The 13330-nt window shown below is 65.5% G+C and carries 14 protein-coding genes; 7 read left to right on the top strand and 7 right to left on the bottom strand.

The genetic code is table 11. The features are described from left to right. Positions 1 to 7 precede the first annotated feature (7 nt). Positions 8 to 460 (bottom strand): tRNA (cytidine(34)-2'-O)-methyltransferase, encoded by a 453-nt coding sequence (locus tag VL973_RS00960; protein WP_325282163.1) that lies wholly within the window; start codon positions 458 to 460, stop codon positions 8 to 10. 205 nt (positions 461 to 665) lie between these two features. Between VL973_RS00960 and petA the strand changes: the two genes are divergently transcribed. From petA to VL973_RS00935, 5 genes are all read left to right on the top strand, one after another. Next, positions 666 to 1232: a ubiquinol-cytochrome c reductase iron-sulfur subunit gene (gene petA, locus VL973_RS00955; RefSeq protein WP_325282186.1), complete on the top strand. Its 567-nt coding sequence runs from the start codon at positions 666 to 668 to the stop codon at positions 1230 to 1232. A 15-nt stretch (positions 1233 to 1247) separates the two neighbouring features. Next, a complete protein-coding gene (locus VL973_RS00950; RefSeq protein WP_325282162.1) occupies positions 1248 to 2558 on the top strand; it encodes a cytochrome b in 1311 nt (436 codons plus the stop codon). Between the two features lie 16 nt (positions 2559 to 2574). Continuing rightward, positions 2575 to 3408 carry a cytochrome c1 gene (locus tag VL973_RS00945; RefSeq protein WP_325282161.1) on the top strand — a complete coding sequence of 278 codons (834 nt, stop codon included), beginning with the start codon at positions 2575 to 2577 and terminating at the stop codon, positions 3406 to 3408. Between the two features lie 73 nt (positions 3409 to 3481). Further along, entirely contained in the window at positions 3482 to 4021 is a 540-nt protein-coding gene (locus VL973_RS00940; RefSeq protein WP_325282160.1) for an adenine phosphoribosyltransferase, read from the top strand. A gap of 121 nt (positions 4022 to 4142) precedes the next feature. Further along, positions 4143 to 4679, top strand: a complete 537-nt coding sequence (locus VL973_RS00935) for a hypothetical protein (RefSeq protein ID WP_325282159.1) — start codon at positions 4143 to 4145, stop codon at positions 4677 to 4679. On the opposite strand, the gene VL973_RS00930 is transcribed toward VL973_RS00935, so the two are convergent. Genes VL973_RS00930 through ychF form a run of 3 tightly spaced genes read right to left on the bottom strand, consistent with a single transcriptional unit; the run spans position 4676 to position 7567 of the window. Beyond that, a complete protein-coding gene (locus tag VL973_RS00930) occupies positions 4676 to 5152 on the bottom strand; it encodes a MaoC family dehydratase (protein WP_325282185.1) in 477 nt (158 codons plus the stop codon). The genes VL973_RS00935 and VL973_RS00930 overlap by 4 nt on opposite strands. 39 nt (positions 5153 to 5191) lie before the next feature. Next, a complete protein-coding gene (locus VL973_RS00925) occupies positions 5192 to 6424 on the bottom strand; it encodes an alkaline phosphatase family protein (protein ID WP_325282158.1) in 1233 nt (410 codons plus the stop codon). Between the two features lie 42 nt (positions 6425 to 6466). Next, positions 6467 to 7567, bottom strand: coding sequence for a redox-regulated ATPase YchF (gene ychF / locus VL973_RS00920; RefSeq protein WP_325282157.1), 1101 nt, complete (start codon positions 7565 to 7567; stop codon positions 6467 to 6469). Between the two features lie 122 nt (positions 7568 to 7689). On the opposite strand from ychF, the gene VL973_RS00915 reads away from it, so the two are divergent. Then, entirely contained in the window at positions 7690 to 8289 is a 600-nt protein-coding gene (locus tag VL973_RS00915) for a phosphatase PAP2 family protein (RefSeq protein ID WP_325282156.1), read from the top strand. Here VL973_RS00915 and VL973_RS00910 read toward each other — a convergent pair. Both VL973_RS00910 and VL973_RS00905 read right to left on the bottom strand, forming a co-directional pair. Beyond that, positions 8273 to 8878 (bottom strand): TIGR02466 family protein, encoded by a 606-nt coding sequence (locus VL973_RS00910; protein WP_325282155.1) that lies wholly within the window; start codon positions 8876 to 8878, stop codon positions 8273 to 8275. The genes VL973_RS00915 and VL973_RS00910 overlap by 17 nt on opposite strands. A 10-nt stretch (positions 8879 to 8888) precedes the next feature. Beyond that, entirely contained in the window at positions 8889 to 10538 is a 1650-nt protein-coding gene (locus tag VL973_RS00905) for a M28 family peptidase (RefSeq protein ID WP_325282154.1), read from the bottom strand. 132 nt (positions 10539 to 10670) lie between these two features. Here VL973_RS00905 and VL973_RS00900 point away from each other — a divergent pair, with 132 nt between their 5' ends. Continuing rightward, positions 10671 to 12644, top strand: a complete 1974-nt coding sequence (locus VL973_RS00900) for an alpha/beta hydrolase family protein (protein ID WP_325282153.1) — start codon at positions 10671 to 10673, stop codon at positions 12642 to 12644. 61 nt (positions 12645 to 12705) lie between these two features. Here the strand turns inward: VL973_RS00900 and rpsD are convergent, their stop codons facing one another. Next, the gene (gene rpsD, locus VL973_RS00895) at positions 12706 to 13320 is read right to left on the bottom strand and encodes a 30S ribosomal protein S4 (protein ID WP_325282184.1); all 615 of its coding nucleotides are present in this window, start codon (positions 13318 to 13320) and stop codon (positions 12706 to 12708) included. Positions 13321 to 13330 lie beyond the last annotated feature (10 nt).

Below are 13330 nucleotides of genomic sequence, written 5' to 3'. Positions count from 1 at the left end.
GCCCGCCTTACCCGCGCGGCCACCCCCCGGTCTGTCGCAGTGCTTCCGCCGCGACGATGCCGGCGCTGACCGCGACATTCAGGGACCGCATCCCCGCGGCCATGGGCACGCGCACGCGCAGGTCGGCGCGGGTGTGAACGTGGTCGGGCACGCCCGCGCCCTCGCTGCCGAACAGCAGGATATCGCCCGCCTCGAACCGCGCGGCGTCGAGCCGGATCGCGCCCCGGGTCGTCGCCAGCACGATGCGGCCCGACACATGCGCCAGAAACGCGTCCCAGTCGGCATGGCGCTGCACGTCCACGGCATCGGCATAATCCATCCCCGACCGCGCCATTGCCCGCGCCCCAAAGGGGAAACCCATCGGTTCGATCAGGTCGATACCGATGCCCAGACAGGCACCCAGACGCAGGATGGTGCCGACATTGCCGGCGATATCGGGCTGATACAGGGCGATACGCACGCAATATTGCTCCGGATTAAGATGGGGATGGCCAAAAGGGGAGTTGGCAAACGGGGCCTGCCATGTCTATCAGGCCGAGCGCCCGGTTTCGGAGCCGAGCCGTGCGTGCGCCCATTCCGTCCGACGCCCGTTCGGGGGGACTTTTCGGAAATGGGTGGCAACGACAAAAGATTTCAAGGGCTGATGCATGGCAAGCGCTGACAATATGGTCCCGCCGGGCGAATCGCCCCAAGGCTATGACGATACGGTCGCCGATCCCCGGCGACGCGACTATATGGCGATCGGCGCCGTCGCCTTTGCCGGCGTCGGGGCGGGCGTGATCGCGCTGCCGCTCATCAACTCGATGAACCCGTCGGCCGACGTGCTGGCGCTGTCCACGACCGAGGTCGACCTGTCGGCGATCCAGCCGGGCCAGTCGATCAAGGCCAGCTTTCGCAAGCAGCCGCTGTTCGTTCGCAACCTGACCCAGGCGGAGATCGACGCGGCCAACGCGACGCCCGCCACCGACCTGCGCGATCCGCAGACGCTGGCGGAGCGCACCAAGGAGGGCAAGTCGAACTGGCTGGTGACGCTGGGGGTTTGCACGCACCTGGGCTGCGTGCCGCTGGGCGCGGGCGAGGGGGAGAACAAGGGGCCGTTCGGCGGCTATTTCTGCCCGTGCCACGGGTCGGCCTATGACACCGCCGGTCGCATCCGCTCCGGCCCGGCGCCGACCAACCTGGCGGTGCCCGAATATTCGTTTTCCACCGACACGACGATCGTGGTCGGCTGAGGAGGAAACTGACAGATGAGCTTCCCCTGGGCCAAGCAATACGAGCCGAAGGCGCCGGTCATGAAGTGGCTGGACGACCGCCTGCCGCTCCCGCGCCTCGTCTATAACGCCGTCGGTGCCGGTTATCCGGTGCCGCGCAACCTCAATTATTTCTGGAACTTCGGCGTGCTGGCGGGTGCCGCGCTCGCGATCCAGATCGTCACCGGCATCGTGCTGGCGATGCATTATTCGACCGACGCGAACACCGCCTTCTTCTCGGTCGAAGCGATCATGCGCGACGTGAATGCGGGCTGGTTCCTGCGTTACGCGCACGCCAACGGCGCGTCGATGTTCTTCATCGTCGTCTATATCCACATCGCCCGCGGGCTATATTACGGCTCCTACAAGGCGCCGCGCGAAATGGTGTGGTTGCTGGGTGTCGTCATCTTCCTGCTGATGATGGCCACGGCCTTCATGGGCTATGTGCTGCCATGGGGCCAGATGAGCTTCTGGGGCGCGCAGGTCATCACCGGCTTCTTCTCCGCCATTCCGGTGGTCGGCGACACGATCCGCATCTGGCTGCTGGGCGGATACGCCCCCGACGCCGCTGCGCTGAACCGCTTCTTCTCGCTCCACTATCTGATGCCGTTCGTGATCGCGGGCGTCATCATCCTGCACATCTGGGCGCTGCACATTCCCGGCTCGTCCAACCCGGCGGGCGTGGAAGTGAAGGGGCCGCAGGATACTGTGCCGTTCCACCCCTATTACACGGCCAAGGACGGCGTCGGCGTGGGCGTGTTCCTGCTGGTGTTCGCGTTCTTCCTGTTCTTCCAGCCGAACCTGCTGGGGCATCCGGACAACTACATTCCGGCCAACCCGCTCTCGACGCCCGCGCACATCGTGCCGGAATGGTATTTCCTGCCCTTCTACGCGATCCTGAAGTCGTTCACCGTCGACTTCATCCTGCCCGCCAAGCTGTGGGGCGTGCTGGCGATGTTCGGCTCGATCCTGCTGCTGTTCTTCCTGCCTTGGCTGGACACGTCGCCGGCGCGCACGGCGAACCATCGCCCGCGTTATCGCATGTTCCTGATGATCCTGCTCGTCGACGTGCTGATACTGGGCTATGTCGGGGGTGCGGAAGCGAACAAGTGGAACGTGCTGATCGGGCAGATCACCACCGCTTATTACTTCCTCCACTTCCTCGTCATCCTGCCGATCGTCTCGGCGACCGAGCGGCCCAAGCCGGTCCCCAATTCGATTACCGAGGCCGTGCTGAAGGGCAAGGGCGGCACCGCCCCGACCCACAGCGCGATCGAGGGCAGTCCCAACCCGATGCCGGCCGAATAAGGACAAGGGCGAACACATGACCCGCATCATCGCACCGCTTATCGGGCTGGGCTTTGCCTTTGTCCTCCTGCTCGGCCTGTTCGGCACGATCACGACCGAGGCCGAGGCACCGACCGCCGAGCACGAGTTCCACCTGTCGCCAAAGCATGTCGACCTCGCCTCCAACGGCATGTTGGGCAAGTTCGACCGCCAGCAGCTGCAACGCGGCTTCCAGGTCTTCAAGGAAGTTTGCGCCGCCTGTCACTCGATCGACCTGGTGGCATTCCGCGATCTGTCGGCGCTGGGCTATACCGAAGCCGAGGTAAAGGCGATCGCCGACCAGTGGGTGATCGAGCAGCCCGGCGTAAACCCGGAGACGGGTGAGGCGGCCACGCGCAAGAACCTGCCTTCGGACAAGTTTCCCAAGGTCTATGCCAATGAAGTGGCGGCGCGCGCGGCGAACAACAATGCGATCCCGCCCGACCTGTCGCTGCTGACCAAGGCGCGGCCCGATGGCGCGAGCTACCTTTATTCGCTGCTGACCGGCTATCAGGAGCCGTCGGCCGAGTTGAAGCGCGAGTTCCCGAACTTCACCGTGCCGGAGGGGTTGCACCACAACCCCTATTTCCCGACGCTGAACCTGGCGATGCCGCAGCCGATCACCAGCGACGGTCAGGTGACTTATGCCGACGGCACTGCCGCGACGGTGGACCAGATGGCCAAGGACGTGACCGCGTTCCTCGTCTGGACGGCCGAGCCGAAGCTGGAGGCGCGCCATCAGGCGGGTCTGGCGTCGGTCATCTTCCTCATCATCTTCATCGCCCTGACCTGGGGCGCGTACAAGAGTGTGTGGCGCAACGTGAAGCATTGATCGGCGCGCCTGCCGACGGATACCGGCCCCGGAGTCGCCATCGACTCCGGGGCCTTTTGTTTGGAAAGCTGCGATGACCGATCCCGCCGAACGCCTTGCCAGCCTGATCCGCACGATCCCGGACTTTCCCAAGCCCGGCATCCAGTTTCGCGACATCACGACGCTGCTGCTCGATCCCGAAGGGCTGCGCCTGTCGGTCGAGACGATGGCAGCGCGGATCAAGGGCCCGGTCGATCTGGTCGCCGGGATCGAGGCGCGGGGGTTCGTGTTTGCGCCAGCCCTGGCGCTGCGGCTGGGGGCGGGCGTGCTGCTGATCCGCAAGGACGGCAAGCTGCCCGGTGCGACCATCGCCGAGGATTACGCGCTGGAATACGGCACCGACCGGATCGCGATGCATGCCGATGCCTGTGCGCCGGGTGCCCGCGTGCTGCTGGTCGATGACCTGATCGCCACCGGCGGCACGGCACGCGCGGCGGTGCGCCTGATCCGCAAGGCAGGTGCAGTGGTCGAACAGGCGGCGTTCGTCATCGACCTGCCCGATCTGGGCGGCGCGGCGGCGCTGGCGCAGGACGGGATCGACGTGCAGGCGCTGGTGGCGTTCCCCGGCCACTGACGGACCAGCCCGGAACCATCGGCAACACGGCGCGCTTCGCAAGCGTTGCGGTGGTTCACCCCCTATTCAAGACGAATCGGGTCTATTGAGCCATCACTCCTGCGTAACGAGGAGGCTCAGGATGTTTTCGAGGCAAGTGAAAATCGCCGGTATCGCGGTTGCGGCCGCACTTGGACTGTCGGCGTGCAGTGATTACGGCTATGGTTATGGCGGTATCAACGCCGGCTATGGCGCGGCATATTATGATGACCCTTATCTGGCCGGCGGTGGGATCGGATCGTCTTATTGGGGCTGGAACAACGGCTTCTATTATCCCGGCACCGGTTATTACGTCTATGATGTGAATCGTCGCCCGTTCCGCTGGAACGGCGCGCAACAGCGTTATTGGGAAGGGCGACGTCGGGGGTGGCGCGGCAATCCGCGTATCGCCAATAACTGGCGTGACTTCCGGCGTGACCGCCGGGTCGACAATCGTGCGTTCCGCCAGGATCGCCGCGGCGATCGCCGGGCGTTCCGGCAGGGCAACGTCAGCCGCCCTGAGTTCCGCGCCGAGCGCCGCGCCGACCGGCGTGCCTATCGCCAGGAATATCGCCGCGACACGCGCCAGTTACGGCGGGAGAACCGTGGCGACCGCCGGGGGTGGCGCCGACCGCGCTAATCCGACCCGACGGGGCGGGGGCCTTTATCCTCGCCCCGCACGCGGATCAATGCGTTGGCGATGAAGCTGAGCACCGGCTCGTCATGCTGGTTATAGGCGGTCATGCGGCTGCGGATAAATCCGATGCCGGGCTTGCTTTCCGACTGGCGCTTGTCAAGCAGTTCGGTCTCGCACCGTAACGTATCGCCCGGATAGACGGGTTTCAGCCATCGCAGTTCGTCGACCCCGCCCGCGCCCAGTGCGGCTTGCGGGTCGTTTTTCATATGCTCGACCAGCATCGCCATCGTCATCGCGCAGCTGTGCCAGCCACTGGCCGCCAACCGTCCGAAATGCGTGGCCGCCGCACCTTCGTCCGACAGGTGGAAGGGCTGGGGATCGTAACGGCGCGCGAAATCGACCACTTCGTCGCGTGACACGACATAATGGCCGAACGCGGCCTTCTCTCCGACGGTCAGATCCTCGAAATAGCGCATGGCGACCAGTTTCGGTTTGAAACGGTTGCGCGGCAAGCCCTAATCACGCAGCGCTGTTGCAAAAGGTGCGATGCGGCCATCGACGCCGCTGGCGGGTGGCAGGCCGATCAACTGGCGGACCAGCGCATAGACATCGACATTGCGGCCATCCACCGTCTGTCCGGCGCGAAAGGCGGGGCCATGGGCCACCAGCCCCGCGCGCATCAGCGGGTCGGCATTGTCATAGCCATGCGCGCCGCCGCGGATCGGGTGTTGCGGCGGTCGCGACAGGATCATCCATCCGCTTTCGGCGATGCAGATGAAGGCGGGCACGCGGGGGTTGCGGCCATAAGCGAGCCGTTCGGGCAGCTTGCCCTTTTCCCAGCACTGCATGTGCGGCGCGGGGCGGGCGATGGCGGCGCGCACCTGTGCTTCCTGTCCCGGCACGGCATTGAACGCGGCATAGGGACCATCCTCGACCACCTGCACCGCCGATTGGGGCACGACGCTGTAAAGATCGATGGTGCGGCTGGCGTCGACCGCGATCATGCCATGATCGGCAGTGACGATCAGGTTGGCGGGCTGGCCCAAGGTCGCCAGCCCCGCCATCAACTCGCCAATCCGCGTGTCGACGCCGCGCATCGCGGCGCGCACCTCCGGCGAATCGGGACCGAAACGATGGCCGGCGGTGTCGACGGTATCGAAATACAGCGTCAGGAAGGCCGGGCGCGTGTCGGCGGGGCGGCGCAGCCAGTCGATGATCGCCTGCACCCGGTTCGCCTCGGGCAGCGCCTGTGCGAATTGCTGCCAGTCGCTGGGATAGGTGCCGTGGACCGGGGCGTTCGATCCCGGCCAAAACATCGTCGCCGATCGGATATCGGCCTTTTCGGCCGTGACCCAGAGCGGTTCGGCCTGATCCCACCAGAAGGGATCGACATTCGCCATGGTGAACGTCTCGCCGGGGCGGCGGGGGTCTTCCATCCGGTTGCCGACGATGCCGTTGCGGTCGGGGTGCAGCCCGGTCGCGATCGCATAGTGATTGGGGAAGGTCTTGGTCGGGAAGGACGGCTGCATCGACCCGCGCGCGCCCTCAGCCGCCAGTCGCGACAGCACCGGCGTGTCGCCCCGGTCGAGATAGTCGGGGCGAAAGCCGTCGATCGACACCAGGATGGTGACGGGCGCGCGTTGTCCGGCGGGCGCGGCATGGGTCGACGGCGCGGTCACGGGCGGCGTCATGCACGCCTGCAAAACAGCGAGCGCGCCAAGGGCGAGGAGGCGGGGAAGCATTTTCATCCGTCTGCCCATGGAGGGCAATTGTTACAGGTGCTTGTCGGCCTACACGTTGAAGCGGAACAGCATCACGTCGCCGTCCTGCACGACATATTCCTTGCCCTCCTGACGCAGCTTGCCCGCTTCGCGCGCGCCCGCTTCACCGCCGAGGCGGATATAATCTTCGAACGCGATGGTCTCGGCCCGGATGAAGCCGCGTTCGAAGTCGGAGTGGATCTCTCCGGCCGCCTGCGGGGCCTTGGCGCCGACCTCGACGGTCCAGGCGCGCGCTTCCTTCGGCCCGACGGTGAAGAAGGTTTGCAGGTTGAGCAGCGTGTAGCCCGCGCGGATGACGCGGGCGAGGCCGGTTTCGGTCAGACCCAGTTCGGACAGGAACTCAGGCCGGTCCTCGGCCGGCATCGTCGCGATCTCCGCCTCGATCGCGGCGGAGACCACGACGGCCTCGGCGCCCTCAACCTTCGCCTTCTCGAACACGCGCGCCGAATAGGCGTTGCCGTTCGCGGCGTCCTCCTCGTTCACGTTGCAGACGTAAAGGACGGGCTTGCCGGTCAGCAATTGCGCCTGTTCCAGATGGCGCGCTTCGTCGGGGTCGGCCGCGACGGTCAGGCGCGCGGGCTTGCCGTCGCGCAGCAGGTCCAGCGCGCGGCCCAGCACGGCGGCGGCTGCCTTGGCCTCCTTGTCGCCCTGCTGCCCCTTCTTGACCAGATTGGGCACCCGCTTTTCCAGGCTTTCGAGGTCGGAGAGCATCAGTTCGGTTTCGACCGTTTCGGCGTCGGCGATGGGGTCGACCTTGTTGTCGACATGCTGGATGTCGTCATTCTCGAAACAGCGCAGCACATGGACGATCGCATCGACTTCGCGGATATTGCCCAGAAACTGGTTGCCCAGCCCTTCGCCCTTTGACGCGCCGCGCACCAGTCCGGCGATGTCGACAAAGCCGAGCTGCGTTTCGATCACCTTGGCCGACTTGGCGATTTCAGCCAGTTTTTCCAGGCGTTCGTCGGGAACGGCGACATTGCCGACATTCGGCTCGATCGTGCAGAACGGGTAATTGGCCGCCTGTGCCGCCGCGGTTTCGGTGAGCGCGTTGAACAGCGTCGATTTGCCCACATTCGGCAGGCCGACGATACCGCAGCGAAAACCCATGACGTGATCCTGATCTGAATTGAAAAGGCGCGCGCGCCCGTGATGGCGGCGTCGTTAGCGCGTCATGCCGCGCTTTTCCAGCATCAGCCGGAGCCGAGCGGCCAGCAGCGCGTTTGAGTGCGATGACCAGCATGGGCAAGCGCGCGGCGGACGCGGTGGCGGCAGTGGAGCGAGTTGACCTGAAGGTCACGGCCGCGCTGGCCGACCAGCGGCACCGGCCGGAAGTGAAACAGGCCGGATATTGGAGCGAGATCGCCGACCAGCCGCCGCTGATCGCCATATCGGCTGCAGTGCTGATCGCGGGCCTGTCGGCACGCAACCGGGGCGTGGCGCGCGCCGGCGCACGGATGCTGGCGGCGCATGCACTTGCAACGGGGATCAAGACCGTCATCAAGCGATCGGTCGACCGCACCCGGCCCGACGAGGCGATCGACAATGGCTATCGCATGGAGGCGGGCGACAGCGACACGCATGAATTGTCGTCCTTCCCCTCCGGCCACACGGCGGGCGCAGTGGCCGTGGCAGAGGCGGTCGCACGCGACGCGCCCGCGCTGGCCCCGCCGATGCGGTTGCTGGCGCTGTCGGTTGCGCTGATCCAGGTGCCGCGCTGCAAACATTTCCTGAGCGACGTGATCGCGGGCGCGGCCATCGGCTGGATCGGCGAACGCGCCGCCAGCGCCGCGCTGGACGCCGCCGAGCGCCGGTTCATGCGCGGTAGTTGAAGCTGACGCTGATCCGGTCCGATTTCGCCTGATTGGGCGTGACTTCGTGGCGCAGCCAGCTTTCCCACAGGAATACGCTGCCCACCGACGGTTCGGCATAGATAAAGGGGCGCAGATCCTCCGCCGCGTCCGTCGTGCGGCCGGGGGCGGCCATCAGCATCGGCAGGCGCGGGTCCTCCAGCTTGAGCGCTCCCGATCCGGGCGGCACGGCGATATAGGCCGTTCCCGACACCGCGCTGTGCGGGTGGATATGGCCCGAATGGGTGCCGCCGGGTTTCAGGACATTGACCCACAGGCTGTCCAGCTTCAGCCGCCGCCCGCCCAGATCGAACGCGCATTCGCGGGCAAAGGCGGCGACGTGCCGGTCGAGCACGCGCTTCAGGTCGGCAAAGGCCGGATCGCGCACCGGCAGATCGTTCAATGAGGCATAGCTGGTATAGCCGCGATAGCCATGATCGCGCGACCAGCGGCGACCGGCCATGTCCTCCCCCGACAAGGCAAGCGCCGACGCCTCGACCTCGGCCAGCAGGGCCGCATCCTCGATACGGCCCTCATAGAAACGCGTGGCGAACAGCGAACGAACGGTCATGCGAGGGGCCTTACTGTCCCGCGCGGCTCTTGTCGCGGAGGCTGCGAAACTCGTCACCCGGCTTCCAGTTCGGCCATTCGGTGGTCGAGGCCAGCGCGCGGCCGACGCTGTAATACAGGTCCAGATCGCGCTGGATGCCGTCCCAGCGCCAATTGGGATCGAATTCGTCCTTCGGCCCGTGATAGGCGTTTTCCTCATAGGCTTCGGCATAGGCCTGGCCCGCCGCCTTGCCGCCGTCGACCAGATCGTCGCCGCCGTCGAAATACAGCATCGGCACGCCGTGCTTGGCCAGGCTGAAATGGTCGGAGCGGTAGTAGAAGCCCTTTTCGGGCGTCGGTTCGGGGCTGGCGACGCGGCCCTGCGTCGCCAGGGCGCGGGTCAGATAGGCATCAAGGTCGGATTTGCCGTAACCCACGACGACGACATTCTTCGCCGGTCCCGCCATCGACAGCGCGTCCATGTTGACGCCGCCCACCGTCCGGGCGTGCGGGTAGAGCGGGTTCTTGCCGTAATAATCACTGCCCAGCAGGCCCGATTCCTCCCCCGTCACCGCCAGATAGACCTGGCTGCGCGGTGTCGCCCCCGCCTGTGCCTGCGCCTTTGCGATCGCGATCAGCGCAGCGGTGCCGGTCGCATTGTCGATCGCGCCGTTGCAGATATTGTCGCCATCGGGGGCCGCCTCGCACTGGCCCAGATGATCCCAATGCGCGGTATAGAGCACGACCTCGTCCGGCGCGGTGGTGCCGGGCAGGATGCCGACGACATTCTTTGACGCATGGCGGCGGACCTGATTGTCGAAGCTCACACTGGCCTCCACGCCCGCAAGCGGCACCGGCTTGAAGCCCTTTTGCCGCGCGGCGGCAGCCAGCTTGTCGAAATCCTGTCCGGCACGGGCGAACAGCGCCTTGGCCTGATCCAGCTGGACCCAGCCGATCGCCGCGCTCTGGTCCGCGCCGTCATTCTCGGTCGCGGCGACCTGCTGCGCGCCGGTCCAGCTCGACTGGACGACGTTCCAGCCATAGGCGGCGGGTTCGGTCTGGTGGACGATCAGCGCGGCGGCGGCGCCCTGCCGCGCGGCTTCCTCATATTTGTAGGTCCAGCGGCCATAATAGGTCATCGCCCGCCCGCCGAACGGCCCGTCCAGTCCCGGCATCGACCAGTCGGGATCGTTGACCAGGATGACGACGGTCTTCCCCTTCACGTCCAGCCCGGCATAGTCGTTCCAGCCGCGTTCGGGCGCGTTGATGCCATATCCGACGAACACCACGTCCGAGTTCGCTACTTCGATGCGCGGCGTGACGCGATAGGTGCCGACCACCATCTGCGGACCATAGGCCAGCGATTGCGGTGCGCCCGTGCCACCGGTGAAGGTCAGCGGGCTGACATTGCGCGCGGTGATTTCAACCATCGGCACGTCCTGAAACCAGCTTGGCCCGTTCGGCTCCTTGGGATTGCCGGGCTTCAGCCCCGCCGCCTGAAACAGTTCGACCAGAAAAGCGAGCGTCTTTTCCTCCCCCGCGGTGCCCGGCGCGCGCCCTTCATATTCGTCGGACGACAGCGTTCTCACCGCATCGCGAAACAGGTTGACCGGCACCGTTTGTGCCGCAGCGGGCGCGGCGAGGGCAAGCGACAACAGGGGCAGGGTGAACAGGTGACGCATGGCGACAGGTCCTTGACAGGAAAGCGTTGCCGGGCGGTGTCGCATCTGCCGCCGCGAACGGCAAGCAGGCCGCTTGCCACCGCGCGCGGCGTTGGTCACAGTTCCGGGGGGCAGATGATTGTTGGGGGAATGATGCGGAACTGGATGACGGGCGTGGCGGCGGCTGCGCTGGTGGCGATGCCTGCGGTCGCATGGGCACAGTCCGATGCTGAACTGGCGCAGGCGTTCGGCGCGCGAGAGGATGTGGCGCAGCCCAGCCTGTCGCCCGACGGTCGCAAAATGGCCTTTGTCCGGCCGACCGGCGGGCAGGGCGCCATGTTGATGGTGCTTGATCTGGAAAATGTCGATGCCCGACCGGTCCCGATCGCTCAGGTGGACGGCAAGCCAGACCGGCTTGGCGGCTGTCGTTGGGTCAGCGCGTCCCGGATGATGTGCAATGTGTTTGGCGTTGTCCGTCTGGAACAGGACATCGTCTATTCCACCCGCATGGTTGCGGTGGATGCAGACGGCGGTCGCGTGAAGGCCCTCGACATGCCGCAGGGCGCCGGCATCGCGGTTTCCAGCGGCCGGGTCATCGACTGGAATCCCGGCGAGGAAGGCCAGGTGCTGATGATGCGCTACCAACTGGCTGACAGCGTCAGCGGGACGGGCATGAGTGCACGGACCCAGGGGTATCGCGTCGATTCGCTCGATACGGTGACCATGAAGCTCAGCACGGTCGAGCGTGCCGATTCGGGCGCGCGTGAATTCTTTTCCGACGGCAATGGCAATGTCCGTATCGTCGGCCGTTCCAAGGTCGGAATGGGGAACGGTTATGACACTGAAGGCCGGACTTATCTGTATCGCAAGTCCGGCGGCAAGGAATGGTTGCCGCTCAGCTTCGTCATGCTGGATCAGGCGGATTTCGACCCCTACGGCGTCGATGCCGCAACCAACACGGCGTTCGGCCTGAAACGGCTGAACGGCAGGCTGGCGGCATATAGCAAGGCGCTGGACGGATCGGGCAAGGAAACGCTGCTTTTTGCCCATCCAGAGGTGGACGTGTCGGGCTTTGCCCGGATTGGGCGGCGCGGTCGGATGGTCGGAGTCACCTATGTCACCGACAAGCCGCAGGTGAAATATTTCGATGCCGGTCTCGACGCGCTTGCCGCCAGCCTTTCCAAGGCGCTGCCGGAGACCCCGCTGATCCGCTTCCTCGATTCCGGCGAAGACGAGAATCTGATGCTGATCTGGGCCGGTGCCGACGATAATCCCGGCCGCTATTACCTGTTCGACCGCAAGGCGCGAAAGCTGGATGCGTTGTTCGACGATCGCCCGCATCTGAACGGCTTGAAGCTCGCATCGATGCAGCCAGTCACGTATCCCGCCGCCGACGGCACGAAGATTCCGGGTTACCTCACCCTGCCGCCGGGCAAGGACAGCGCGAAGGGGCTGCCCGCGCTGGTCATGCCGCATGGGGGGCCAAGCTCGCGTGACGAATGGGGTTTCGACTGGCTGGCGCAATATTTCGCCATTCAGGGCTATGCCGTGCTCCAGCCCAATTTCCGCGGATCGGCCGGTTATGGGGAGGACTGGTTCCAGGAAAACGGCTTCCAAGGCTGGCGCACCGCGATCGGCGATGTGAACGATGCCGGGCGCTGGCTGATCGCGCAAGGGGCCGACGCCGCGCGCATGGGGATCTTTGGCTGGTCCTATGGCGGCTATGCCGCGCTGCAATCGGCGGTTGTCGAACCCGATCTGTTCAAGGCGATCGTCGCCGTCGCGCCCGTCACCGATCTGGAGCGCCTGCGCGGCGAAGGGGGCATGTTCTCCAACTTTCGTCTGGCCCGCGATTTCATCGGCGCCGGTCCGCATCTGGTCGAAGGGTCGCCCAGCCGCCATGCCGCGCGTTTCAAGGCGCCGGTGATGATGTTCCACGGCGATGTCGACCACAATGTCGGCGTTGCCCAGTCGCGCCTGATGCAGTCGCGGCTGGAATCGGCGGGTCGGAAAAGCGAACTCGTCGTGTTCGACGGGCTGGACCATTATCTTGAGGACGGCGCCGCCCGCGCGACCATGTTGTCCAAGAGCAATGCGTTCCTGAGCGCGGCGATGCCGCCACGCTGACACGAAAAGGGCGGCCCCGACCGGGACCGCCCTTTTTGCGGGTGGCTGTAAGGCCGACCGATCAGCGCGAGTAGAACTCGACGACCAGGTTCGGTTCCATCTTCACCGGATAGGGCACTTCGTCCAGCGTCGGCACGCGGGTGAACGTGACTGATGCGTTGCCGTCGGGCGTGACATAATCGGGGATGTCGCGTTCCGACAGGCCCTGTGCCTCGACCACCAGCGCCATTTCCTTGGCCTTGTCGCCCAGCGAGATGATCTCACCCGGCTTCACGCGGCGCGAGGCGATGTTGCACTTCACGCCGTTGACACGGATATGGCCGTGATTGACGATCTGACGCGCGGCGAAGATCGTCGGCGCGAACTTGGCGCGATAGACGATCATGTCGAGGCGCTGTTCCAGCAGACCGATCAGGTTCTGCGAAGTATCGCCCTTCATGCGCGATGCCTCGGTATAGGCGGCCTTGAACTGCTTTTCGGTGACGTCGCCGTAATAGCCCTTGAGCTTCTGCTTGGCGCGCAGCTGGATGCCGAAGTCCGACACCTTGCCCTTGCGGCGCTGGCCGTGCTGGCCGGGACCATATTCACGCTTGTTGACGGGCGATTTGGGGCGGCCCCAAATATTCTCGCCCATGCGACGATCGAGTTTATACTTGGCGCTGGAGCGCTTCGACATGTGAATTACC

It is taken from the genome of Sphingomonas sp. (assembly GCF_035490575.1).
GTDB lineage: Bacteria > Pseudomonadota > Alphaproteobacteria > Sphingomonadales > Sphingomonadaceae > Sphingomonas.
Note: the sequence above shows the minus strand (reverse complement) of the source record. Positions and strands in the feature narration are given on the sequence as shown.